The following is a 25,353-nucleotide window of genomic DNA, read 5'->3' as shown; positions in this document are numbered from 1 at the left end:
ACCCGTTACTTAGAGGTTCGAGCAAATTGGCAAAAATTTCAGCTATTCGGTCAAGATCATTCAGAGTTCAGAACAGTTACCGTCCGCATATTCTGTTAACATAAAAACTAAATGGTCTAGGCTGCCCACGGGATGAATCGGAATATTAGGAGAAGAACGTGCGATACGTTACCAAGGGTATTTTGATTTGTTGTGCTGTCGCGTTTGTCGCTGTGGTAGCAGCTTGGCTTTTCCTGACTTCTGCATTGTTTTCCTCTGTCAGGGCAACTTTCGTCGAAAATCTGATCTCTAAGAAACTTGGTCAGGACGTTAGAATAGAAGATGAAGTGCGTCTGGGTCTCGGTCGGAAATTGCAGGTATCAGCGGCAGGACTGGTTCTAGCCGGTTCTCAGCATGTTGATGTGAACCTGGCAGTAATCGACGGGATTGAGTTCGAAGTTTCCGCGCGTGATCTTTGGAACAGTAAACTGTCGGTGAGTGGCCTTTCGCTCTCAGGCGTTCACCTGAACCTAATCACAGACAAAGACGGCGCCGGAAACTGGCAGTCCATTTCCCAATCGGAAGCTGAAGCCGGGAAACCTGCTGAACCTCCAAATTTGCCAGTGACCGGAATTCTAACGGACCACGAAATCGACCTGACCGATATCACCGTTCTTTATCAGAATGACCAAAACGGGCTTGAGCTGGATCTGAAGCTTCCTGAGTTGCTTTTGAAGCGTGATACGGAAACCGATGTTGCGACCGCAGTTGGGGCCGGTTCGCTAAACGGAGAGAAGTTTGATCTGAACGCGACATTTCCCGCGGAAGACCCGTTTCAAGTGGCGGTGAACTTTGAACAGATTTCTATTTTCGCCGAGGAAACCCCCCAAGAGAACGGTCTGCAAGTGACAACGACCGTAGAGATTGCCGAACTTGGCCAGCTTCTCGATATCCTGAAGCTTAACAGGGTTTTGGAAGGTACAGGAAATATTGGTGCAACATTCAAATCGGTCGACGGCGTAGCACGGATTGACGACCTATCTGTGTTGGCCGAACTAGAAGGCGGACAAAGCCTTTCGCTGACGGGGCAGATCGGAGAACTGGGGAACCCGGAAGACGTATCGCTGACAACCCGCATTAGGTTGTACCCCGAAGATGCCGAGCCAGCCCCAGCCGCATCGCGATATGATCTTAAACTTATCGCGGTCGACATGGTTATCGACAGCGTGCCCGGGCAGGTTCCGCAGCGACAAATGGTCATTAAGACCAACGGCTTCACGTTGGACACGTCTGGCGAAGGTCCACCCCCGGTAAAGTTCTCCGAGCTTTCCAGAACATCAGAAGGCGCCTTAAGGGTCGGAAGCATCAACTTGAGAATTGGGAACCCTGCTGATCCGTTTATCATTTTGAACGGTTCGGTCGATGACGCGCTGCAGCTGCAAGGAATATCAGCAGAAGGTCTAATGGATATTCCGGCAGCCAGTTTGATCTCGCCAGAATTGTTGGGACCAGACGACCAGCTTGGCAGGTTTTCCGGTGACTTCCATTTGAACGGCGATATCAATCAGCTTTCGCTGACAAACTTGGATGGAAAGACAAGCGAAACGGAAGTCTGGAACCTCGAAGTACATGGCACTGTCAAGAATGTACTCAAATTCGAGGACCTGGATTTGGCAATTGATGTCGAAGTCCCATCAGGTGCAGATCTTCTGGAGGCACTATCGCTTGATCGCGTGGAAACCGGACAGGCTCGCCTTGAAATTGACCTCGCTAGCGAAGGCACCGATTGGAAAGCGAGTGCCAATGTCGAAGTTGCCGACTCTGTCCTGGAAATTGTCGCCGATCTTGATGATGCAACAAGCGACCCTGTACTGAAGGGTTCCATAGAGAGTGACCTGATAAAGATAGATCAGATCCGAACCATCGTTCAGGCTGCCGCACAGTTGCGGAAAATAGGCGGCCCAGAGCCGGAAGAGGAAGAAACTAAGCAAGAAGACGATGACGACCAAGGTGCGCTAAGAGATGTAACGCTTAAACCTATCGGGCGTTCAATTCTCTTGTCCGGTATGGATATGGATGTCGACGTTGACCTTCGGCACATAGAGGGTGCCAAGGGCATCAGCAGTTTGCAGAGCGAACTGACGCTCAACAAAAACGAGCTTAAGGCTGGACCTCTGAAGTTTGAATACGGAGGCGCTCATTTCGACGTCAGTGGGCAAATGGATCTGTCAAAGGACGCGCACCTGCTCACTTTGACCGGTAAAGCAGGTGGCTGGCAGCTGGATGATATTCTCCACAATCTTAACTTCAAAAAGGGCGCGAGCGGTACGGTCTATGCAGGCTTTTCGGTGACCGGAGGAACCGATTCACCCAGGCATTTTGCCAACACAATGAGCGGCAACGCCACAGTCTCACTGCGTGATGGCTCGATCGAAACCCAGCTTTTAGATTTGGCAGGCCTTGGGGTGCTACCTTGGGTGTATACCAAGGAAAAACAAAAGGTAGCTCCAATCGTATGTTTGCGAGCGCCGATTAGTATTTCCAATGGAAACCTCTCGACGAAACAAACGACGTTGGAAACAGATCACGTCCAGGTTGTCGTCTTTGGCGCTGTTGATTTGGCGGGCAAGGCCCTGGACCTAAATCTACAGCCCCGCAAAATCGGCGAACCTCTTTCGAAAAGCCCCTGGCCAGTGACTTTAAAGGGACCGCTGGCTAAGCCGAAGGTTAAGGTCAAAGACGGACCAAAAAGACTGAAACGATCGGATGGTGCGGACAAAATGCCGGCGAAAAGAAAACTATGCGTTCCGGATATCTTGCAACTGCAGTAGTAGTGGAGGCAGTCAGTTTAAGAACAACTCTAGGGTTCAAGAAGGCAGACAATGCTTCCGAACAACGTCCGTTTCTAACATTTTAGTCAATGCAGACAGCAACGGTTCCGCATTCCGCATCTGGCCGAACACTGGCCCAAACAACACAATTGATGTCTTGGGGCTTAGCAACGCGCTCTAGGTCACCATGGCTCTAAAACTCGACCACTTTCACAAACACCTACACTGGTGCAGTCACCACCTACACCGACGTTGATCTAGCCCGCGGATCTTTCAGCCAATTTGTTAACTACACCGGAAACAATAGCGATGGCGGCGTAAGTTGCTCCATCGACCTGAATGCCCAGTTTCAGTTAAGCCAATCCAACAACCGCAGTCATGCGATCGTGTAGTTTCGTGGATGAACCAGGTGAATTGTTATTCAGATACGTGAGCAAGCTTTCCATCCCAGTCCTCGGATGAAATTTTGGGTTCCGGCGGATCAGCTATGTATGACGGAGTCATTATCTGCGTTCCGTTTTCATTGAACACGTCGACAATGTTCTCACGCAGATCCGATAAGATCTTTGGTAGGCTCGATCCACGAGAAGTGTAGGCATTGATCTCATAGTTGATCGCGTAATCTGCCAACTGGGTCCAGAGCACAAATGGCTCCGGATTTTTTCTCAACCCTTGAGTTCGATGTGCAGCCTCAATCAGCATCGCTTTGATTTTCCGTGGAGGCTCCTCGTACCCAATTCCCACGGTTGTATGAACCAACAGTCCGCGGCCATCCACTTTTCGGGAATAATTCACAACTTCGGAATTGAGCAGTTGCGCATTTGGAATGCTGATCATTTCGTTCTTGATCGATTTGATGAGTGTTTCCATCAGTTTGATCTCAGTTACGTCGCCAACCTTGTCACCGACCTGAATTCGATCACCTACATTGGTACTGCGTCTATAGATGACAAACAGACCGGCCATCATATTCGAGACGACTGTGTTCGATCCCAACGATACCATGATACCGGCAAGAATAGTCAGGCCCTGGAATGCACGAGAGTCAGATCCGGGAATATAAGGGTAGGCAAACACCAACGCGATAACAATCAGCAAAGCCCTAAACAGCATTTTTGTCGGGGCAATCCAATGATCTTCAAAGTCTTTCAGTTGGAATGCACCGCTCTCGACGTTGTCGAAAAAAAGGTCGAGACCTCGAATTCCCAACCGAGTCACCGCAGCGATGATCGCAAGCATTATCAGATTGGGAATGTATCCGACAATGGCCAGAACCACAGTAACCAGCGGCTCGCTGACGTATTTCAAAAGGATTTGAGCTATACCCTGCGTTTCAGCGAAAGAAAGCAGTACCAGAGAAAGGTAATAGTAGAAGAAGAAGAGAAACAGCACCCACATCAATATGTGGATTGCGTAAACGATGATGGACGCGATAGCTTTACTTCTCAAGATTGAGTTTGTTGCTTCCTCAAAGCCTTCTGCTCTCATTTCCAAGCTGCTTCTGATGTAGTCCAACAGCTTTCGCCGTTTGGCAAAGAACGCATAGGAAACCAGCGCGAAAATAGCCGTCCAGGCCACAGCGGCAATCGCACTGTCTACTAACCCCTCATTGGATCGCGCTTCACGATATTGAAGGATCGCAATTTCAATAGCCGCGGCCTGTAGTGCAGCCAAACTTTCGACGTCCATCTGTTCGTATTGGGCATCCGCTTGGGTCGTCGTTGTAATCATTCGGCCGTCAGCTCTGATGAGTTTCCCGAACTCGGAGTCCATGATTTCAACATTTACGCTTGAATTCTGTGATGCATCGCCAACCTCGGAAATGCGCTCAACAACCTTGTCGGCTCGCTCAGTCGCCGGAAGAGCGCTGGAGCCACGAACGACAAACAGCTCCTCCCCGTCGACAGTCACTGGAGCAATAAACTCGGGATTATCTTGTTCTTCAGGCGGTGCAAGTATTTCCTCCGACTGCGCGAGCGCGACGCTGCCAGCAAACAAAACAGTCGTGAACCAAACTGCAAAAGCTCTCATGATTTTGCTCCCTCTACGGGTATCAGATGAACATCGCGCTGTGGGAAAGGTATCGAAATTCCCTCTGCGTCAAACCGCTCCTTTGCTTGCCCTGTCAGGTCCCAATAGACGGTCCAGTAGTCATCAGACTTGGACCAAGGGCGACAGAAGATATTGACTGAATTGTCTCCCAACTCGCCTACGAACACTTCGGGTTCGGGTGTCTTCAAACAAAGCTTGTGTTTCAAAATTAGTTCTTTGAGAACGTCGATTGCTTGGGCGGCGTTGTCGGAATAGGCAATGCCAAAAACCAAATCGACCCGGCGTTCTGCCGAGGCGCTTACGTTGGTAATCACGTCTCCCCAGATCTTACTGTTCGGAACGATAATGACCTGATTGTCGAACGTACGGATCTTCGTTGAAACCACAGACATTTCATCGACAAAACCGGACGATCCTCCGACTTGGATGTAATCGCCGGTATCAAACGGCTTCAAAACCATAATCATCAGGCCGCTTGCAAGATTGCCCAATGTTTCCTGAAGCGCGAAGCCCAGGATGAATGACAAGCCACCAAGAACGGCAAATAGCGGTGTGACGTTCACGCCAAACAAGGCCAAAACAACCAGAATCCCAAGAACGAATACCGCCCAGAACACTGCCATCGCGATGAACCGCCTCAGCATTCTCGAAATAGTCGGAATTTTGTTTAGACCGCGTTCGGTGACGCGGCGCACCATCCGTGCGACAAACATCATGGCCCAGACTGCCAGCAAAACACCCAGAGCAGCCATCAAAAGACCAACACCACCATCCCAAGAAAACAACCAAGCCCACGTATTTTGTAGCAACGTTTGAATGTCTGTTGTTTTGAGAACGCCCGCCTTCAATGCAAGAATATAGTCCGTATGGGGCTTCAGATCGTCCTCCTTGGCCCCTTTTAATGCCCACGCCTCAAGCACGATACGATAGTTGTTCAGCAAAACAGATCCTGACTCACTTTGAAAAGCCAGTTGTGACCGCAGGGTGTCTTCCTGTTTGCCACTCGCAGACTGAAGGCTGCGACTTGTTTGAGCGACATCTTCGAGTTGAGAGCGCACGTAGCCTTGCCAAGTGCCCGCGACCTCAGAAAGCTCTTTCGCAGTCAAAGGGACAAGCAGGATTTCCAAGTCATCCGCAGAGATTGATTCATCAGTGACCTCGACTACAAGTTTGTCTTGCGTCACCTCCACGGTTTCCTGACCATCCGCAGATTCTGGCTCAACCGGAGCTTCCTGCGCGTTGGCGGAAACAGCATGCAAAATCGCTGAAACACAAAGGAATAACCAAAACAACCAGGTTCTTAGTGGTCGTATCATTTCTCCGTCCCCCTTCACTTGGCACCGAAGAAACCACACTGACGGCCAACAAATCCACTCTTATATTCAAAATCGAATACTCTAATGCATTGATCTTCGTTGTGCGTTTAAACTTTGGCGGAAGCCAATTACGCGATTTGGTTGATTGAATATTCTGACCGCTTTTTTTCGGCACGCGGTTGCACATCCCCTCGGTTTTTCGAACTAAGGCCTCTGAATTGTGGTTTTGGGAAGCTCAGTTTGGGTTTTTCCAGTCCATCACTTACACGCTGCTCTGAAATTGCTCGGGTCAGAGAAGCCCAGAAAGTATGCGAATTTCTGTATGACATCTGTTCGGGCAAACTGACCTACGCTCGAAAGGGGTCAAGTCTACTTTGCACAACTCAAAACGAGTTACTGTAAATTGAACTGCTCAACAAATAAATGACCTCCTGGCGACGCCGCTCACTTGCGCCTCCAGGAGGTAACCAGACACGTCTGGCGAATGCGAGAGCAACAGAGGTAATTCGAATTTGCCACGCATTCGAATACTTGCATTCAAAATGCAACAATTCAAGGTTTTTTACGCGCGGAAAGAAAAATATTCTCGCGTATTGGATATTTGATCGCGTATTCAAGCTTACAGCCCATCTCGGAAGACAGGGTCTAGTCGTGCAAGTAGTCGGTTACGAACTTCGACAATAGTGGCGTCATTCAGTGTTCATACCAGCCGGGTTGACCACCCGTGCCTTACCGCCCATTCCAGATAGTCTGGTCAGTCCCAAGACCAGACTATGGCCCGCGTTGTCTATCATCCCAGAAAATGACAGCGCGGGCATTTGTTTCACCACTTTGTTTTGCCCTGCTTGCAACAAAAGACTGCTTAGCGCTCTTCGCAACCATTCTCAGCGCTTTTCCATGTTTCGCCTTCTCAGGCGTTTCACGTCGTTGTCAGCACGCGTTGGAACGATCACTGACATCTGGAGGTGTCCCAGGTGCACTAATTGCCTGAATGGCCTCTTCGTAGCCTAAATATCAGCGCAGTCTGTCTTCCTTGGATTAAGTTGATCAGCAGAATGCCCTGCCCCTAGCGCCACTTTGCTACCCTGCGATTACTTCCGTGCTGTCGCAAGACCTGCAAACTAGAGACGTTGTTCCGAGTTTCACGCGCACTCGTGCTTCCCAGTAGACCATCCCGGTCACAAATGCGGGGCGTACAACACGCCCCGCACCAGTTTCTAACGACCCCTCGCTTTGCCGGGAATGTCTATCTTCTCAACAACAGCCGAAAAAACAATGCTTGGATTTATCATAGGGAAAAGGCCGAAACACAGTTAGAAATAGTTAACTCTGATAGAATTCCTCGAGAGGCGAAGAACACGCTCGAACTGGAAAGACCTGTTGATTTGATACCGACAATTACCTTTGTGGCCATTGGAGCAGTCGTTCTTGCCGGATTGTTGTTCGCTTCGTTTTCACGAACCGCGATTTGGCGCGCCACTGTTACCCCGCTCGCCTCAATAATCGGGAGCGGTTTTCTCGTCTCTGCCCCTCTGCTTGCCCGGGAGTTTGGGGGCTTTGCTGCGCTTGCGATGGCGCTGTTAATTCTGGTGGCAATGCTGATTGGATGGACAATCCGCTACAACATCAGAGTTGTCGAACCACAATTGGCAGCCGACAAAGATCATGTCCTGCATTCGATTGAGCAACTCAGTCATATTGTTCTTGCATTTGCCTACTTCATATCCGTTTCCTACTACCTTGCCCTACTCGGGCACTTTGTCCTTCAGGGCGCAAATATTGACCGGCCAGAGTTGGCAAAACCCATCGCGATAAGTCTGTTGGTGGTGATTGGGCTATTAGGTTGGAGTGGTGGAGCGCAAAAAGTTGCCCGCGTTGAACGCTATGCGACAGCTTTAAATCTATCAGTGATAGCTGGATTTCTTGCGGCTCTTGCGGTTTTTGCATTCGGGAAGATCGTCGGACCGGGCGACTTTCTGTCAGCTGCTGGCAAATTCGAGCTTAAGTCACTTCCCGTTCTTCTAGGGTTATTGATCGTTGTGCAGGGATTTGAAACGACAAGATTCATGGGAGAAGAATTTGATGCGCAGACCAGAATTAAGGCGATGCGGAATGCGCAATTGCTCTCTGGGGTCATTTACATTGTCTTCTTCATACTCCTTTCGCCGCTGCTGATAGACCTTTCTAAGGGAGAGGGAGTTGCCGCTGTCATATCTGTCTCGGCATTGGTAGCAGGCATACTGCCGATTTCTTTGACAATAGCTGCGACAGCCAGCCAATTTAGCGCATCTGTTGCAGACAGTATTGGGGATGCCGGCCTGATCGGCGAGATTACTCATGACCGCGTAAACCCCAGCCACGCCTATGGTTTAATTGCGCTGGTCGGAATTGGCATTCTGTGGTCGACTGATGTTGACCAGGTGATTGCCTTGGCAAGCCGTGCCTTTGCATTGTTTTACGCCCTACAATGCCTGGTCGCATTTGAAGCTGCACGTAAGCGCAAAGGAGACGAGAAAAAAGCAGCCGCCTTTTTCGCGCTGAGTGTTGTTTCCGGAGCGGTCTTTGTATTTGGGATTCCAGCCGGTTGAGCAGGATTGCGCTAGGGAATGGAAACCGAACGCTTTCAACACTCACTTATGTTCAAACGAAGTGGATTTCGCCTCATCGCTTTTATGCGCTGAAGGTTCGCAGATCCTGGAAATTTGACCCTTTAGCACCCAGAACACCAATTGAGGTGACGGCTAGGTGCAGAACGCCTAACCTATGAATGAAAAATTTCTTGTTCCCAAAGTCATGGGCTCGATTCAGAAACAGATTTCAAGAAGCGCCATGTTCTATTGAGGCGAACGCAATAAAGGAGAGGGAAATGACTACTGAAGACCAACTTTGGGCGACAGAAGAACGGCTGTGGTTGAACGGTTTCGATTCCGCACATTCAGAAATATCTGAAGATGCAGTGATGATCTTCCCGTACCCGGCGAAAATACAACGCGGCACGACTGGTGCGCAAGGCGTGGCAGACAAGGCAGGATGGCGGACGGTTCGAATGAGCGACAGACATTTCAACCTCAAAAGTGATATTGCTGTTCTCGCATATCGGGTTTCAGCCGAGCGTCCTAACGCTCCGATTTACCATGCACTATGTGCGTCGACATATTTAAACGATGCTGGTGTTTGGAAGCTCGTGTCGCATCAGCAGACACCGGCCGACAATGAGGCAGCCGCGCAGCCCGAGCTTTAATAGATTGATACAAAAGAAATTGACGAGCCCCCCTTTGATTGGCTCAGTTTGATTGTTAGTGAATGATTGGCCTCTGGTCTATCTGGACGATGGTTTCCGGAGTTGGAAGGCGGTAGCCCAGAGCGCTGCGCGGTCGTTTGGTGTTGTAGCGCATCCTCCATTCTTCGATCAGGAATTGGGCTTCGTGTAGGCGTTAAAGTATCTCACCATTTACTTCCACCGTCGGAGGAAGCGCAGGATAGTGCTGTCTGCCTGAGCTGCCCCAGAATTTGCGACCCATAGCGGTCAATCGACACGGTGCTGCCATTCTGCGGCCGCAAGCCCACTTTCCGGACATTCGCTGCAGACGCAATTTATTGGCTTTGGTGGGTGGCTGTCTCGCGGACAAACCTGCCTTTCGCCGCAAATGCGCCAATGACAGCATTCGCGCAAGGACAGAAACGGTCGTTTGATTTGATCTGATGGACGTCCGCTTTCTTGATTCAGTGCTCATGTTCGCAGAGGTTGTGGTCCGACAAAGAAGCCAGCACATAGCAGTCTTCCGACACTCCGTCGCCGTCACAACCTTTCGAAATCCTCACCAGCTCTTTCTCAAGCGCTCGGAGACGTTTGATCTTTGCACGAACGTCTGAGAGTTGAGCCGTAGAAATGTCTGTAGCCTCCTGACATGACCGATCCGGGTGGCCTTGCAATTCGATCAAGGAAGCAATCGCCTCAATCGAGAAGCCCAGATCACGCGCATGCTTGATGAAGCTCAGGCGCTCCAGTCCCGCGACATCATACCGACGTTGGTTGCCCTCCGTCCGCTCCGGGGCGTCCAGAAGCCCCGACTCCTCATAGTATCGGATGGTCGGAACCTTTACGTTTGTGCGCCGGGACAGTTCGCCGATAGAGAACATAAAATTACCTCTTGAACCTCTAGTCACTAGAGATCGTATATGATGTGGGACACCAGAACCAGAGTGAATCATGTCCCGGAAATACCTCGCCAAAACCCCCATCCTCGATTTTCGATCCGATTCCATTCAAGCATTGGTCGTTGAACGCGGATGGTTCTCACTTGACCCTCACGCGCGCATTGGCGCGGCCTATGAATTTGTGCGCAATGAAATACTGTTCGGCTACAACAGCGACGATGCGTTGCCCGCCTCTCGCGTGCTGGCCGACGGATATGGTCATTGCAACACGAAGGGCACGCTTCTGATGGCCCTCCTCAGGTCGCTGGGCATCCCCTGTCGGTTTCATGGCTTTACCATCGACATTGGTTTGCAGCGCGGGGTCGTGCCGGAGCTGGTCTACCCCATCGCGCCACGAAACATCATCCATTCTTGGGTCGAGGTCCTGATCGACGGCAGTTGGGTCAATCTCGAAGGTTTTATCCTCGACCTTGACGTCTTGACCGCGCTCCAAGAGGCCTTCCCGGATCGCACATCGCTTTGCGCCTATGGCGCGGGGACAGATTGCCTTCAGGCGCCACGCGTCGATTGGACCGGCGCAAGCACCTACATCCAGAAGACAGGCATCAACCACGACTTCGGGGTCTTTGATAGCCCCGACGACTTCTACGCAGACCACCACCAACTGTCGGGTTTGCGCGGGCTGTTCTATCGCCTTGTCGTCCGACACTGGATGAACCGGCGCGTGGCGCGGATCCGGCAAGGCCAAGTGCCAATCATACCCGGCGGCGAAAACAGTCTTGAACCGGCAGAAATGCCTCTCGAACAGAAGGAGGGTGTGTGATGGCTGGTTGCTGTGGCAACGACGTGAAATTCGACGGCATGTCCAACGAATACAAGCGAAGGCTCTGGATTGTCATCGCGTTGAACGCGATCATGTTTGTGGTTGAGATGACTGCTGGCCAGGTGGCACAGTCGCAGGCGTTGAAAGCGGATGCTTTGGACTTTCTCGGGGATGCGCTGACCTACGGTATCTCGCTTGCCGTGATCGGAGCATCCATTCGCGCGCGCACCAACGCGGCCTTGGCGAAGGGGATCAGCCTTTTTCTGATGGGGGCATGGGTTTTCGGCTCCACTGTCTATCGCGTCTTTTTTGTCGGTGTGCCGGAAGCAGAGATCATGGGCGTCATTGGCGCTTTGGCTCTGACGACAAACCTCGCAAGCGTGTTCCTGCTTGTCAGCTACAAGGATGGCGACGCCAATGTGCGCTCGGTCTGGCTCTGCTCGCGCAACGACGCCATCGGCAATGTCGCTGTCATGATCGCGGCCTTGGGTGTGTGGGGAACTGCGTCTGGCTGGCCGGACCTTGTCGTGGCCGCGATCATGGCAAGTTTGTTTCTGTCCTCATCGTATCAGATCGTTCGCCAGGCGCTTGCGGAACGGCGAGAGGTTGTCGATCATCAGCATGCTTGATGTTGATCATAACAATCCGCATTGGATGCCCCTACAAAGGGATCAACTGAACCCGAGCGCAGCCAAAGGAAGACTGCTATGCATATGACCCGCCGCCAGATCGTCACTGCCGCCATGGGCCTTGTCAGCTTTGCGCCCGTCGCGGCGATTGCGCAGAGCACGCCGCACATCCATGTTCTCAAGGACCCAAGTTGCGGCTGTTGCCGAGTCTGGGTGGAAATTCTTCGGGCGGAGGGCTTTCGTGTGACCGAGGAGCCCAGCTTTGGGACACTTCTTATCAGGCATAAGTTGGACAATGGCATCCCAAAAGAAATGATCTCATGCCACACAGGTGAGATCGATGGCTACATGGTCGAAGGGCATGTGCCAGTAGCCGACATCCGCCGCCTATTGGATGAACGCCCCGACGCGGTTGGTCTTGCGGTTCCCGACATGCCCTATGGATCGCCTGGCATGGGTCCCGAAGACCAACGCGAGGCATACGACGTGTTCTTGATCTATCGGGACGGAAGCACAGAAGTATTCGCGAGCTATGAGGCAGCCTGAGGTGAAGTCCAACGAGCTTAAATTCTAAGGAGCAGGCAATGAAACACCATAATCTACGCTCTTTGGGTTTGGGCGCATTGTTTATCATTACGACCACTGTGGCCATGTCGCAGCAGCAACGGGGAGACTGGTAGGGGCACGGGCCATATGTGGCCTGAACGCATGCCTGGCTGGGGGCATGGCAACATGAATCAGGGCCAGCAGCAGCGCCTGCAGCGAAATTGGACTTACATGAACGAGGGCGTGCCCGCAGCCTATCTGCTCCGCATGGAGATCCGGCATGATTGCGGTGATCTTTGAGGTCGAACCAGCGGATGGGCGTAAGAACGACTATCTGGGCATCGCTGCCGAGATGCGTTCGATGCTGGATCAGATCGAAGGCATTATCTCCGTCGAGCGGTTCCAGAGACTGACCGGTCCTCGCAAAATCTTGTCCTTGTCCATTTTCGAAGACGAGGCTGCCATCGCTAGGTGGCGCAATCTGAGCGCGCATCGCGCGGCGCAGATGAAGGGGCGAAGCGGCGTCTTCGACGACTACCGGCTACGGATCGCCAGCGTTATCCGGGATTACGGCATGTTCGACCGAGACCAGGCATCAGCAGACAGTCGGAAGGTGCTGTCACTTGATTGCGCCAAATTTGCGGATGGAATTGCCGCTGCTGGCCCTTTTCGCGCTGCTCTGGGGATCGTCCTACCTCTTCATCAAGGTCACCTTGGCCGAGATACCACCGGTTACGCTCATCTCCCTGCGCGTCCTTGGCGCCGCGATTTTCCTGCTGCTGGTCATGGGCGTGCAAGCCGAAAGACTGCCACGGGATGAGCGCACGTGGAGTATGCTTCTGCTTCAGGCCGTCTTCAACAGCATCGGCGCGTGGACAGTCCTGGCCTGGGGCCAGCAATATGCCGAATCCAGCCTTGCCAGCGTTCTGAACTCGTCCTCGCCGATTTTCGCCTGGGTCGTAACTCAACCCTCTGACTGTACCAGAGAAAATAACGCGCCATTCGGATCGTAAAAGACCGAGCGGCGTGAGCGATCCGGATCATTCGTGTCAATCCTGGCTAGTTTTCCACCCAATCGTTCCACGTCATGACAGGCGGCGGTGGTATCTTCAACTTTAATGCTCGGAATCCAGCAGGCATATTCTTGTTCCTGAGGCAACCCACGGAACCGCTCGGCAATTTCATAGCCGGACGGTAGCGAAACAATGGCTTTCCGTTGCAGTTGGCTGTCGTACCCGGAAACCCATCCAAACAATTCCGAATAAAATTCACCAGGGAAATCTGCTGTTCTCGATAGATAACCGTCTATTCCAAATTGCCGCTCCTGCACCGGATAGGAGTGTCGGGACAGACAGATACCAACCAATGCTCCTAAAGGATCCCGCAAAAGACAATTGCGACCGACGCCCGGCACCTCGAATGGAGGTCTCACAACGGTTCCACCGAGTCTCTCGACTGCTGACGCGGACCGATCCACATCCTCGACCTCCACATAGGCGATCCATCCGTCGTCGTAGTGTTGCGGTGTCTCGGCAATGCCTGCGCCAACCTCTTCTTGTGCCAGGGCGAGCACAAAATCCTTCTCACCGCCGCCCCAGGCGAAATCCATCGCGTGCTCGGTCAAAAAGCTCCAGGAGGCAAGGTCTCGATAGAAGTCCATCGAGCGTGATCGGTCTCTTGTGAAGAGATCATGCCAAACGAATCGGCCGACCTTGTTACATGTCATGGCGGTGAGCTCCTATGATCCCCGCAATTTATTCATTACTGGCCTGCGGTCGATTTGACCCAAGTCAACAGCCATGATCGCGTGTTTCTGAAACCCATGCTGCCAATGGTAAGCCGCCATTCACTGCGGCCTGACTTTCTGTGGGATTGGGCCCTCTACAGACCTTCGCCGTTTTTTGCTTCTTTTGTTGCTCGCGACTCAATCCAGACCTTAAAATCCGTGCTTTTTTGGTTCCAGCTTTTCGGGATGAAGCTGGCTTTTGGCCAATGGCTGCTTAAGCTGTTCACCAAAAGGAATTTTCGATGGAACCGAGTCTGATATTCGCGCTAGTTGGAGCTACCGCTCTCCTCGTCGCCATTCCTGGGCCGAACGTAGCATTGATTGTTGCAAACACACTGGCTTACGGATTTCGCTTTGGCGCGATGACAGTGTTTGGCACCACCATTGGCGTGGCTGTTCAACTTGTCGTCGTCGTCCTAGGTCTGGCTGCGCTCCTCGAATTTGCAGCCTACGCTTTTCTTTGGCTTAAATGGATCGGAGTGACCTATCTGATCTATCTCGGCGTGACCGCATGGCGTCAGGGCGTCGTGGACATGGAAAAACAAGGCGCCAGCCGTGAGCCGCTGAGAGAACTCTTCTGGCAGGGCCTCCTGCTCGCCACAATCAATCCGAAGACCTTGATATTCAACGCGGCGTTCCTGCCGCAGTTTGTGGTAGCCGGATCGGGGTTTTCTGCCTTGTTTATTAAGGCTGTGATCTACCTTGCTATTATCATGCTCGGTGATCTTGTGTGGGCCGCGTCTGCGCAAACGGCGCGCCCCGCAATAGCCAGACTCGGACGGTGGCGTCACAGACTAACCGGTGTTCTTTTTATTGGGTCGGGTATAGGTCTCGCTTTGGCGCGTGTTGATCGGTAAACGAAATCTTCGGAACAGAAGTCAGTTGGTGTGCATAGACTAGGGATCAACATGGGCTCAGAGTTGCCATTGCTGCGCCCGTTATTTGGCACTGCTGCACCGTCACAAGTTCTGTAGAAATGACATCCCCACGAAATGCTTTCTTCGGGGAAGCTAAGCGCTGGAAAGATTATCGCTTGAGCTGAGCTGAGTTGGGTGCAGGCGCAGCGTACGAAACGATAACTCTTGTGGCGAGGAAGCGAAGGGCAACGCTTCTCAATTTGTATAGGGATTTATCACGAGCGTAGGTGGTCAACGGCGCAATAACTCTCGGCACCGGTCTTCTCCCAAATGAAAGACTTAGGTTGGAGCGGGAACGGGGCGGCGGTGTGCCTCAGGTGTGCCTGCTTCAAAAAGAACCGCATACCTTGTGCGTTGGGCCCATAGGATCAGGCTTCCGCAAACGACCAGGACAAACCCGAGTGGGAGCCCTCCAGGATTGAGAGCGGCATGAAACAGAACGATAACGGCCATTATCGGCGCCAGCAGAGCCAACCCCAATGCCGGTGCTCGGTTGGACAAGAGAAGAAGCGCACCTATCAGTTCGATAGTTTTCATCATTGGCCAGAAAAACCCGGTCTCTTTGAGCGCTGCTTCAAATGCAAGCCCGGCTGATGAGGTCGGCGGATGTATCAGGTGCGCGCCCGTGAAAATGAACACAAAGCCATCCAACGCCCCTATCAAAAAAATACCCCCAAGTAGCAGGCGCGGTACATGATCAATCAGAAACGTCTTGAGCTTCGGAAGGGATAGCGTCATCGTGAAACTCCTTCAGGTTCCGATTGCGTTTCAATTCGTTTTCTCCTGAATATGAGAGCGATCAGTGTCACTCCAGCGAATAGTATTCAGGCAACATGAACGAAATTCAGATTAGAAATCTCGACCTGAACCTGCTTCTGGTCTTTCGGGTCCTCATGGAAGAAGGCAGCGTGAACCGCGCTGCTGAACAGCTTGGTCGAACGCCGTCCGCGGTGAGTCACGCGCTTGGACGCTTGCGTAAACAGTTGGATGACCCATTGCTGGTTCGCGCCGGTGGCATCATGAAACCAAGCCCACGGGCTGAAGCGCTGTATCATGAGATCCGACCGATCTTGTCGCAAATCGAACGCGCCGTGAAGGCGCCTGCGCCCTTCCAACCCGCGACATGTTCTCGGACTTTCGGGATGGCAGGACCCGCGCTGGATTGTATCGCGTCCAGTGTCGTCTCACGAATGCAGGGAGAGGCCCCAGATTCGGCTCTGTCTTGGCAGCCTTACTCCAAAGAGACCATGGGCCAGATCTTACGAGGTGAGGTGGATATCGCATTCGGGAATGCGAACTTTCCTCTGCCAGAGGGCCTGAAAGCACAAACATTGAAACCGATGAAGCGGTACGTTCTGGCGCGGCGAGGTCATCCGGCGACAAATGATTGGAGCCTGGAAAGCTGGATGCGTTGGCCCCATGTTGTGGTGCGCATTCCAGCCGCGATCCACAGCACTGTCGGCGAGCACTTTGCCAATCTTGGCCTGAAACGGCGTATTGGGCTTCACGCCGGCAGTTGGTCAGGCATCGCATCGTCTCTGAACAACACGAATATGATGGGCAACTTCGTTTCTCTAATCATGTTGGAGGGCGCAGGGGGCGATGACCTGCAAGTCTTTGAACCGCCGGAACCTATGCCTGATCTTGTCTTCCGGGTTATCTGGAATGCCGAGTTGGATGCTGACCCGGCCCTTGCCTGGCTGAGGGGAATTGTACTTAGGACATTTGATGACCTCATGGCCGAAGCTAGCAAGCGTTTGTCGGATCGTGATATCATCATGCCACGAACCATCGGTTGATATTCCAAGCTGCCCTGGAACCTCTCCATCTCAAGAGCCGACTTGCGGCGGTGCGGCGTGTAGGTCGAGGCCCTGTAGCATCAAATCTGGTCCCAGGGGCATTGGGCGATTACCGTAGACAACCCAAATCAGACATTCGTAACTAGACTTTGCAATTCCAGCGATGCGGACAAAACACCAGTTCGCTGCAGTTTCTCCAAAGCCCGCCTTCGGAAAATGAACGCGGCCAAAAACGGTCGTTACTACCCTCGTCAGAAACCTCGAGCACAACCTCTTGAGGCCCGGGAAATTGCTGAGAAGGAGGGTGTTTTCGTGTGAACGATACCTGACCTATTACCCCTTGCTCGTCACCTGATCGGACAACACACTAGCTCGTCAATGGTTACGCGACGGGCAGTTTTTTGCCCGAACACTGCGGCCTTCGGTTCTCAGAGTGGCAATCGGGCGAGATGGGTATATCCTGACATCGCAACACTGTATTTTTATTTTGCGAAAATCCGATATCGAATCCAGAGACGGTGTTGCACCTCACGCTGGAACTCAGGTGTCCGCCTGTTCAAGCAAGGCAAGCCTGAAGATCAACCGTTCCAGGAATCTCGAACACGGAGTCAGAAAATGCAGCCAGTGGACGAACATCCTCCTCCCTCGGCGGAAGAAATCCTGCAACTGACCCGCCTCGATCCCATTCCCTCGTATCTTTCGCCGAGCCTCTATCTGCCGGTATTCGAGGCGCTCGTAGAACTCAGGTTAAAGGGTATCGACGCCGACTGGAACGTCGCGCTCGATTCCGGCTGGCGGTGCCTGGGTCTAGCCCATGCGGCGCTGTTACTGCACCAGGACCATACAGACACTCTACGGCGCTCGCTGTCCCTGCAGCAGCTCAGCGACGATTTCACCGACGCGGTCATCGGGGAAACTTTCAACGACGGGAACACGGCCGAGTTGATCGCCGAGCTTCAGGCCGCCGGCGAAGAGATCGATCCCTTGGCCGGGATCGATGCCCTTATGGCCGAGATAGAGGCAGATCCGCACTTCGCCGATCTCAGCGGCGAGTTCGGTGAAATCCGAACGGAACTGGAGCAGATTCACACCAGTATCTTCGAGGAAACGAGTGCCCAATTGGATCAGGAGACGGGAGGCCCACTCATCGACGAAATAGGCGGGCTTCGGCAAAAAGCCATGCAGACGCTGGTCAAGGGGGACGCGATGATCCTCGCCGGTTTGTCGAGAGGCCTTGTTGCCGTGGCGCATGCCGGTTTCAACCTGACAGAACGGAGCGACACGGTGATCAGCGCGTTCATTGCGACCGATTATCTTCCGGCGGTCAACCGACTGAACGACCGCTTCGCCAAACAACTGCGCGGGCTCCAGACGGAGCTTTACGTCGCATGCGCCCGCAATTCGCTCGACGAGGCGGCCCGGGCGGCGCTGAACATTGTCGTCGAATCCGAGCGCTCGCTTCCCGCTTTCCTGAGGTCGCAGGCCATTCTTCGCTACTCCATGGCGGAACTTCAGAGCCTCGGCCGCAACTCTGAATCGGAAACGCTCGGCCGTCAGGCTGCGCGCGCCGGTGGCCTGACTCGGGAAGCGCTCGGCAGCCATGTCGCCGCCGCACGCATTGTGCAGGAGATCGCGTCCGGTTTCCGCGCCGAAACGGTCGCGGAGCTTGTGGAAAAGGCATCGAGCACCGCCTTTGACGGAGATCTTCCCGACGGTAAGAACACTGCGCTCAACGTCCTGTCCGACAGGCCGGATGGCGAATTTGTCGAGGTCGAGGGCTTCGTCAATACGCTGGAAGTGCTCGACCCGCCGGGCAAGTCCCGTGTGAGCCGTGTTGGGCTGATAGATCCGTCCAACGGCGCGACATTCCCGGCTGTTATCCTCTTCGCGCACCTGCCCCATGCCGGGCTGACGCAGGGCGCCTATGTCCGGCTGAATGGCACGATCCGGTCAAGCTCTGACCTCAATGAGGATGAACCGGCCGTCGAAATCGACCGGCTCGCCCTCGCCGAGCTTGCCGAGGAGAATTGGCGGATCGCCTTTTTGCGCGCGGCTGAGCCCTGGTACGAGGTCTGGCGCAGCAACGCCAACATGATCTGGTCGATCGGCCCGCACCGCCCACAGGACGAGCAGGAGCCGATCGCCTTGGGCGCGGCCGATCTCGTCTATCCACCCTTCGTTCGGGATTGAGGCCGACCATGTCCTGTGAACTAGAGAAGCATCTCGTCGAACTCGCCGATAAGCTCGTCGAGCACTACCACGATCAGATGAAGAAGGGCGATGAACACTTGCAGGATCTTCTGGAGGACATCCCCGGCGCTTGCGAGCATGTCGGCATCCCGAAGCTCAACCATCTGTTTCCGTCGAGTTCCGATGGCGGATACCTGCTTGAAGACCCGCTCCGGCGCGGGTCGAGGCGCGAGCTGAACCGCGAGTGCTTCGACGCGATTCAGGCTTACCGCTGGTTCAGGATGGTCGACATGTACAGGAAGACAAGCCTTTGGCTTAAGGCAAATAGTATGCGCGACCGGTTCAGGGATCGGCTGAAAGAATGCGAGCACGAGAACAAGGAAGTCTGAGCGGCCCCGGCAGCGCTCACAGTATGAGGGATAGCCATGTCAGATACATGCCAACTCGAGCACCTGCGTGTGGAGATCTACGAGAAATGGATCGGGTTCCATTCCAGCCTTTTGTGGGACTTCCATATGGAAGAGCTCGATCTGATGCACGAGGTTCACGAGACCTGCCCGGTCATCGAATTCGAGACCCCGCCCAAATGCGCCGAGGCACGCGAAAAACTCCAGCAGCATCGGTTCTGGAAGATGGGGCCGCTTGAGAGAACTATTGATGCGCTTCGCGAGAAGCTCTACGAAAACCGGGAAGCGCTGGAAAACTGCGAGCATGAAGCCAAGGCGTTCAAGCTCGCCTGATTTCAACAACGCTTAAGGTGCCGGGCGTGACAAGATTTCCTTAGCGACTGCGAGGCCGCGAGCGGTAACGGTGGAAGGACCGGCGAGCCATCCCTCGATGATCTCGCTCGCCGCCTTGTGTCGATCCGGCTGGCTGCGCTGCGCGGCGAGCATGCCAATGACCCAGTGATTGTGGGCAATGCGCGTGTCGCGCGCGATGGGCTGGATGTCCGGGTCGGCCTCAGCGAAGAGCGGCAGCGCTTCGGTCAGGTCGCTCGGTGTGGAAAGCAGCCTGTTGTCGACCGGCGGTTCGCCATTATCGAACCACCAGCGCCGAGCATCCTCCGGCCGGTGCCCGAACTTCTCCCTGAACTTGCTCGCGAACGGGCTGACGAACGGCCAGTCGCCGCCGGCCATAATACGCTCCACGATCTCGATCGTCGTCGCCCGATCGCCCCGCGCCTCCGGGTCGTAGAGGACGCGATCTTTCACCGCTGCATGGATCGGGCTCGTCGCGTCGGTGGTTAGTGCCGTTTCGGGCGCAAGGCCGAGAGCCGCGACCGGCAGCAGCGGCGGCGCGCCGAGACCGAGGCAGTGGAGCCGGTCGAACGCGCCTCCGGCTTCCCTTGCCCCATCCGAGAGACCGCGCACGACCTGGGCAAGACGTACATAGCGCCGTGGCGCCGGGCGATCGAGCTTCAGGCTCGCCGTCCCCATGACGTAGAAATCCGTGGCCGTCGGGTCACTGGCAAAACTCGCCACGCTGAGCGCCACATTCCTGACGCCGGCCCCCATCGCCTCCTGCCCAGCCGCGCGCGCAGTGTTGTAATCGACCGCGCCGAGCACCGCATAGACGACGCGCCCAGTCACGGCCGGATCTTCCGCGACGCGCCGCCAGAACCGGATGCTTCGCCGGGCAAACGTTCGATACCGGCTGACACTCCACCTAGTGATTTCGCGCTCGATGCCGAGAGCCATCAGGCAGGCCGTCCCGAAATCCTCATTGGCGATGAGGTCGGTTGGGTCCATGGAAAGCTGCGCCGCAAGCAGCGCGTCGTGGTCACGCACCTCGGATTGCGCCTCGGCCGCATCGGTCACCGAGTCGGCGAGCGCAGAGGCCCTGTCGCGGAGGGCATCGGGGATGTCGCGCCCGCGCGGGATGCGCCCGACCTTCCGCCGGACCTCCTTGACCTCATCGCGAACAAGCGCCGCCTCGTCCTCGAAGCCGGCGGTCACCTCGCCGATCAGTTCGATCGTACCATTGTCGGCAAAAAGCGGCAGACCCAGGGCGCGGACCTCCGCCGCGTCCTGAAGCGCCGCCGGCGTGATCCGGTGGCTCGAAAGGAGATAGCCATGCGCCTCGGCGCCGGCCTCGGCGAACGCCTTGAGCGTGTCGCGCCGGAGATTAGAAATAAAGCGCATCGGCCCGCATCCTGACGGCAGCTAAAGCTAGAATACACGATTTCGCTAAGTCATAGAAATAGTAACCGCCCCATTCCTAGCCCGGACTTTTCATCAGGCACGGATTAGGGTTGGCGACGATAGCTTAAGTCTCTGGTCTAGTGAAGAGAATAGCTGTTCAGACAATCCCTCTTGCCGGACAGTACGCGTTCTAAGGCCTACTGCGTCCGATAGTGCAGAATGATCAGGATTGGCTGGTGGATTAGCGACAGCTCCAATAACCCTAGATCGTAGTGCCCTTGTCAAAAACGGTATTCCGCCGGTGAAGCCGACACCATTTGCCGTCGCTCGAAGGGCAAGCGCAGCCAGAAGCATGGTTTTCCATCTTGATCGCATGCAAGCATTAACAACATGCGACGCAAGATGACACAGCCCAACAACATCGCGTGCTGAATTGTCAAAACCCCTAGGTCATGACCTCCATGTCAAAAACGATCGTTTTTGGCCGCACTCTGATGAACGGACATTGGTGTGATGCGCAGAATCTGTCTAAGTGGGCTCGCAACCGACATTCGGTCATTTCATTCAGTCTATTGACGAGCACCTAGGGGTCAATGTCGGCAAAGTGCTGTAAAGCAGCCTTGTGCACTCGCTGCTACCAGATCATTCGGCTATTTCCGGTCAGGGCTCTAAAGGTCTGCCCAAGGTCGAAGCAGAGAGCGGTGGGAAGAGCTCAATTTGACCGATGCTGCAGAAGAAACGGGTGTCCGCTGCCGCCCATGTCGCAGATGGTGAGCATATCGTCCCGTGCAACATCATGACCAGTGCAGTAGTGTCGAAGCAAATAAATGAAGTGCCGAAAAAGGAACTCATCTTATGCTCAAGGGAGTTTGTCACTGCGGCGAATTGGGTTGGACAATAGATAGCTTGCCGAAGTCCGTCACCGCGTGCAATTGCACGATCTGTCGACGCTATGGGCCCCTTTGAGCCTACGGTTTCATCGGACATGACATTCAAACGCTTGGGCATGCAAGTTCTTTTCGCCGTCGCGATAGCGGAGATATCGATTTCTATTTCTGTTCCACCTGCGGGTGCGTGACGCACTACACTTCGGCTTCCGAAGGCGCAGACGAGCGCAAAAGGGCGGCGGTAAACGTCCGGATGTCGGGTATTTCACTGATCCGCGATTTACCAATTCGTCGCTTTGAAGGTTGTCGTAGCTTCAAAGAGCGTCCCACCGACAGTCGGACTGTAAAAGACATGTGGTTCTGAGGCTGTCCCGGCAACCGGCCGGTGGATTGAGAGACTGAACGTCAGCAACGGCCACCTTCCGGTCATTCGCTGCGAGTGCAAAGCCAACGACTTGAGCTCAAGTAGTCAGTGAATTTCAGAGCCGATGGGCTCTCTCCGCGAGCCTCAATGCGGACATTCAGAAATGCCAAGGGCTCCCTTGACAGTTTTCTTTTTGACGCCGTCAGAGCGCCGTCCTTGCGATCTCTTGGGGCAAGCAAAGAGCCGTTCAAAGTCCCAGCCGTGGCCTATACCGATCCCAACGACATCCTCGGCTACCGATTGTTGCCCGACGGTGAATTTGACCGCACCACTGTTGTGCACGTGCTCCTGTCAAATACCGGAACGTTTCCTCCCGAGCACCAATCATCGCGAACCCAATTGATGCCCACCGCGGTGCCGAGAACCAAGAAGAGATCTTCGAGATGATCCTTGATGGATCCGATCGTGAAAGCAGTTGGAATGAATGATCCGAGCGGCCCTAACGAGCCGTTGACTACCCCATGCTGCTGCTGCGGTGCGGCCGGTCGAAGGAGATATTCGCTGCGAGCGCAAAATTTGGAAAAAATTGAACTCATTCATCGCTGATAAAGTGCGCCTTAGCTGCGGTTGATCTAAGGACCACATTTGGTGGAGGTCGAAAACGATCGAATTTGCAAGCTTCCGCCTCATGAGTACATCGGCACTAAGAATTGTCAGGGCTTGAGAAGTAACCTCGGACGTTGGGGCAAACTCCCGTTGACGTGTTCTGCTTACCGAAAGTTTTATGAAATTCCATGTTGCGATGACCCGTATGGTTTCAGCTGGCATCTGCCAGTTCATACAAGCGGCGGGGGTCGCATACGCATGGGCCTTGATTTGACAAATGCAGTTTGGAATCCCTCATTCACTACGTCCGATATAACTGGCCCGGCGAAAGGGTTTAGAGTTTGAATTGCACAGTGTAGGTTCAGAAATGGGTTGGCCTTGGAGGCAAAAATGACGGTATCCGGACCGCAATTGGCCGCGCCGGCGGATCTGACTGACCTGTTTCGCCAGGGTTTGTCTACGGACCCTGAGGCAGTGGCGCTTTTTGCATTGGATGGTGCCGTGACATGGCAGGAGCTGGATGCTGCCTGTACGCGGCTGGCCTTACGGTATCTGAGCTTGGGCCTCGAACCGGGGGACCGGGTAGCGTCTATCATGCCAAATCGGGCCGTTCTGGTGATTCACTATCTTGCCTGTATGCGGGCCGGATTGGTGGCTATGCCGCTTAACTATCGCTACACGGCCTCGGATATAGACTATGCCCTGCGGTTGGCGGCTCCAGCAGCATTGTTGGTACATGCCGAGCGAGCCAAAGATGTGGCGGCTGTCCCGGCCATAGTGGAGTTGCCTGTCCGAATGATGGCGTATGCAGGCGAAGTGGACGGGGCGCTAAATCTCGAGGACCTCCTGGACGGAGCGGCTGACGGGACGCTACCAGATGTCGATGCTGAAGCACCGGCATTTATCTTTTTTACCTCAGGGACCACGGGTAAACCGAAGGGCGTGACGCATAGTCATGCCAGCATGGGGTACATGGTCGCGAGCAATGCGCAGGGATTGGGGATAGGTCCCGCAGACGTTGTTCTGCCGGCTTCTTGGATTTCGCATACTGCCGGATTGCGGCTGACTTTTGCTGGGCTTTGGGTCGGTGCCAGAACAAATATCGCACGGCGGTTTACACCTGACGAGCTTTTGGGCCTCTTGCGGCAGACGCGACCAACGGTGGCCCAAATCCTGCCTGCACCTTTGACAGCTTTGGTCACAGGGCACGGGGCGGTGCGCGAAGACTTTGGTTCTTTAAAAACGATGATGGCGGGTGGGGATAAACCTTCGCAAACTCTGGTAGACGCTTTCGGTGCCTTAGCCGGCGTGCCGATTGGGGCGTTCTACGGGATGACGGAAATGGGGACGTCACATTCCAATATCCAAGGTGGCCCTGATAAGGTTGGAGCTGTCGGGCTGAACAATCCCGGCTATGTATCGGCACTCCGCGACGAGGCAGGGACAGAGGTGCCTGTGGGAATGGATGGCCGACACTGGATCAAAAGCCCGACTATGATGACAGGGTATTGGAAGAACCCTGAGGCGACGGCGGCGGCGTTTCGGAAGGGCTGGTTTGATACCGGAGATTTGATGCGACGGGATGAGGATGGCTACTTTTGGTTCAGGGGGAGACGGAAGCAGATCATTGTGCATGACGGTTCCAACATCAGTCCGGCGGAAGTGGAAGATGCACTGACGGCACACCCGGCCGTTGCAGCAGCTGTTGTGGTTGGGGTCCGGGACGAGATGCATGGCGAGGATGTTTGGGGGTTTGTGAGCCTGGCTGAAGGTTCCAAGCCGGTGCGCGCCGTTGAGATTATCGATTTTGCGCGTGAACGCATTGGATACAAAGCGCCGGATGTGGTGCGAATACTGACGACCTTGCCTTTGACAATAGGCGGCAAGCTGGATCGAATGGCGTTGAAACGTCTGGCGGCGGACGAGAGCGGCGCAGCGCACGTGCAGTGACACTATGACGACCAGATCGTAGTTGCGCTCAGCTTGCCACGGGAGTGGTCGCGGCGGCTATGGGAAAGAGGGAGAGAGCGCATCCATTCCGGTCTATCTGTGTATCTCCAGTACGGCCCCCAAACACTGTGTCACAGACGCAAAATCTGCCCTCCAGCATTAACACTGGTGGCTACACCGTTGGGCATAATTGCAGCCATTCATTGAGTTCACAAAGTTGCTGACCTAACGAGCCCACGTGAAGCAGACGTAAGCGGTGTAGTAACTTGTTGTGAGTTTCCAAACTGTTGTTACCACAGCTGAAACGCCGCGAGCCGCATCGGATCCGTTGGGATTGCACAGCCAGGTGGCTTGGGGCACGGTGTCTGTTCAACCTGGA

20 protein-coding genes and 3 pseudogenes are annotated in these 25,353 nt (G+C 54.2%); 16 read left to right on the top strand and 7 right to left on the bottom strand.

All coding sequences use genetic code 11. From position 1 onward, the window contains the following. Positions 1 to 158 precede the first annotated feature (158 nt). A complete protein-coding gene (locus tag AC2FEE_RS10770) occupies positions 159 to 2,810 on the top strand; it encodes an AsmA family protein (protein WP_496865086.1) in 2,652 nt (883 codons plus the stop codon). A 417-nt stretch (positions 2,811 to 3,227) separates the two neighbouring features. On the opposite strand, the gene AC2FEE_RS10765 is transcribed toward AC2FEE_RS10770, so the two are convergent. Beyond that, positions 3,228 to 4,841 (bottom strand): mechanosensitive ion channel family protein, encoded by a 1,614-nt coding sequence (locus tag AC2FEE_RS10765; protein ID WP_496865084.1) that lies wholly within the window; start codon positions 4,839 to 4,841, stop codon positions 3,228 to 3,230. After that, positions 4,838 to 6,178 carry a mechanosensitive ion channel family protein gene (locus tag AC2FEE_RS10760; RefSeq protein WP_496865082.1) on the bottom strand — a complete coding sequence of 447 codons (1,341 nt, stop codon included), beginning with the start codon at positions 6,176 to 6,178 and terminating at the stop codon, positions 4,838 to 4,840. The genes AC2FEE_RS10765 and AC2FEE_RS10760 overlap by 4 nt, the downstream gene beginning before the upstream one ends. 1,184 nt (positions 6,179 to 7,362) lie before the next feature. Between AC2FEE_RS10760 and AC2FEE_RS10755 the strand changes: the two genes are divergently transcribed. Continuing rightward, positions 7,363 to 8,766 (top strand): Aq_097 family APC-type transporter, encoded by a 1,404-nt coding sequence (locus tag AC2FEE_RS10755; protein ID WP_496865080.1) that lies wholly within the window; start codon positions 7,363 to 7,365, stop codon positions 8,764 to 8,766. Between the two features lie 278 nt (positions 8,767 to 9,044). Continuing rightward, positions 9,045 to 9,419 (top strand): hypothetical protein, encoded by a 375-nt coding sequence (locus AC2FEE_RS10750; protein WP_496865078.1) that lies wholly within the window; start codon positions 9,045 to 9,047, stop codon positions 9,417 to 9,419. Between the two features lie 55 nt (positions 9,420 to 9,474). Here the strand turns inward: AC2FEE_RS10750 and AC2FEE_RS10745 are convergent. Both AC2FEE_RS10745 and AC2FEE_RS10740 read right to left on the bottom strand, forming a co-directional pair. Beyond that, positions 9,475 to 9,609: pseudogene (locus AC2FEE_RS10745) on the bottom strand (integrase core domain-containing protein); the annotation flags it as partial. A 292-nt stretch (positions 9,610 to 9,901) separates the two neighbouring features. Then, positions 9,902 to 10,318, bottom strand: coding sequence for a MerR family transcriptional regulator (locus tag AC2FEE_RS10740; RefSeq protein WP_496865076.1), 417 nt, complete (start codon positions 10,316 to 10,318; stop codon positions 9,902 to 9,904). A gap of 70 nt (positions 10,319 to 10,388) precedes the next feature. Between AC2FEE_RS10740 and AC2FEE_RS10735 the strand changes: the two genes are divergently transcribed. From AC2FEE_RS10735 to AC2FEE_RS10715, 5 genes and pseudogenes are all read left to right on the top strand, one after another. Then, positions 10,389 to 11,159 carry a transglutaminase-like domain-containing protein gene (locus tag AC2FEE_RS10735; protein ID WP_496865074.1) on the top strand — a complete coding sequence of 257 codons (771 nt, stop codon included), beginning with the start codon at positions 10,389 to 10,391 and terminating at the stop codon, positions 11,157 to 11,159. After that, a complete protein-coding gene (locus AC2FEE_RS10730; protein ID WP_496865072.1) occupies positions 11,159 to 11,788 on the top strand; it encodes a cation efflux transmembrane domain-containing protein in 630 nt (209 codons plus the stop codon). Before AC2FEE_RS10735 ends, AC2FEE_RS10730 begins: the two co-directional genes overlap by 1 nt. Positions 11,789 to 11,866: 78 nt before the next feature. Continuing rightward, positions 11,867 to 12,334 carry a DUF411 domain-containing protein gene (locus AC2FEE_RS10725; protein WP_496865071.1) on the top strand — a complete coding sequence of 156 codons (468 nt, stop codon included), beginning with the start codon at positions 11,867 to 11,869 and terminating at the stop codon, positions 12,332 to 12,334. Between the two features lie 280 nt (positions 12,335 to 12,614). Beyond that, positions 12,615 to 12,944: pseudogene (locus AC2FEE_RS10720) on the top strand (antibiotic biosynthesis monooxygenase family protein); the annotation flags it as partial. Between the two features lie 34 nt (positions 12,945 to 12,978). Next, entirely contained in the window at positions 12,979 to 13,347 is a 369-nt protein-coding gene (locus AC2FEE_RS10715) for a DMT family transporter (protein ID WP_496865069.1), read from the top strand. Here AC2FEE_RS10715 and AC2FEE_RS10710 read toward each other — a convergent pair. Beyond that, complete coding sequence (locus tag AC2FEE_RS10710; RefSeq protein WP_496865067.1) at positions 13,299 to 14,060, bottom strand: VOC family protein; 762 nt, start codon at positions 14,058 to 14,060, stop codon at positions 13,299 to 13,301. The genes AC2FEE_RS10715 and AC2FEE_RS10710 overlap by 49 nt on opposite strands. A 302-nt stretch (positions 14,061 to 14,362) precedes the next feature. Between AC2FEE_RS10710 and AC2FEE_RS10705 the strand changes: the two genes are divergently transcribed. Further along, the gene (locus tag AC2FEE_RS10705) at positions 14,363 to 14,977 is read left to right on the top strand and encodes a LysE family translocator (RefSeq protein WP_496865065.1); all 615 of its coding nucleotides are present in this window, start codon (positions 14,363 to 14,365) and stop codon (positions 14,975 to 14,977) included. A 339-nt stretch (positions 14,978 to 15,316) separates the two neighbouring features. Here AC2FEE_RS10705 and AC2FEE_RS10700 read toward each other — a convergent pair whose 3' ends face one another. Next, positions 15,317 to 15,775 (bottom strand): hypothetical protein, encoded by a 459-nt coding sequence (locus tag AC2FEE_RS10700; protein WP_496865063.1) that lies wholly within the window; start codon positions 15,773 to 15,775, stop codon positions 15,317 to 15,319. 95 nt (positions 15,776 to 15,870) lie between these two features. Between AC2FEE_RS10700 and AC2FEE_RS10695 the strand changes: the two are divergent. The 5 genes and pseudogenes from AC2FEE_RS10695 to AC2FEE_RS10675 all read left to right on the top strand — a co-directional run. Next, positions 15,871 to 16,020 (top strand): annotated as a pseudogene (locus AC2FEE_RS10695) (LysR family transcriptional regulator); the annotation flags it as partial. Between the two features lie 159 nt (positions 16,021 to 16,179). Beyond that, positions 16,180 to 16,836, top strand: a complete 657-nt coding sequence (locus AC2FEE_RS10690) for a LysR substrate-binding domain-containing protein (RefSeq protein WP_496865206.1) — start codon at positions 16,180 to 16,182, stop codon at positions 16,834 to 16,836. A gap of 615 nt (positions 16,837 to 17,451) precedes the next feature. Continuing rightward, the gene (locus tag AC2FEE_RS10685; protein ID WP_496865061.1) at positions 17,452 to 19,026 is read left to right on the top strand and encodes a hypothetical protein; all 1,575 of its coding nucleotides are present in this window, start codon (positions 17,452 to 17,454) and stop codon (positions 19,024 to 19,026) included. Between the two features lie 8 nt (positions 19,027 to 19,034). Next, positions 19,035 to 19,415 (top strand): hypothetical protein, encoded by a 381-nt coding sequence (locus tag AC2FEE_RS10680; RefSeq protein ID WP_496865059.1) that lies wholly within the window; start codon positions 19,035 to 19,037, stop codon positions 19,413 to 19,415. A gap of 36 nt (positions 19,416 to 19,451) precedes the next feature. Beyond that, on the top strand, positions 19,452 to 19,766 hold the full coding sequence (locus AC2FEE_RS10675) for a hypothetical protein (RefSeq protein WP_496865057.1): 315 nt from the start codon (positions 19,452 to 19,454) through the stop codon (positions 19,764 to 19,766). A gap of 12 nt (positions 19,767 to 19,778) precedes the next feature. Here AC2FEE_RS10675 and AC2FEE_RS10670 read toward each other — a convergent pair whose 3' ends face one another. Continuing rightward, entirely contained in the window at positions 19,779 to 21,167 is a 1,389-nt protein-coding gene (locus AC2FEE_RS10670; RefSeq protein ID WP_496865055.1) for a hypothetical protein, read from the bottom strand. An 855-nt stretch (positions 21,168 to 22,022) separates the two neighbouring features. On the opposite strand from AC2FEE_RS10670, the gene AC2FEE_RS10665 reads away from it, so the two are divergent. Continuing rightward, positions 22,023 to 22,133 carry a GFA family protein gene (locus AC2FEE_RS10665; RefSeq protein WP_496865053.1) on the top strand — a complete coding sequence of 37 codons (111 nt, stop codon included), beginning with the start codon at positions 22,023 to 22,025 and terminating at the stop codon, positions 22,131 to 22,133. Between the two features lie 1,281 nt (positions 22,134 to 23,414). Then, positions 23,415 to 24,974, top strand: a complete 1,560-nt coding sequence (locus AC2FEE_RS10660) for a class I adenylate-forming enzyme family protein (protein WP_496865051.1) — start codon at positions 23,415 to 23,417, stop codon at positions 24,972 to 24,974. Positions 24,975 to 25,353 lie beyond the last annotated feature (379 nt).

Source organism: Ruegeria sp. YTSC199, assembly GCF_059609725.1.
Note: the sequence above shows the minus strand (reverse complement) of the source record. Positions and strands in the feature narration are given on the sequence as shown.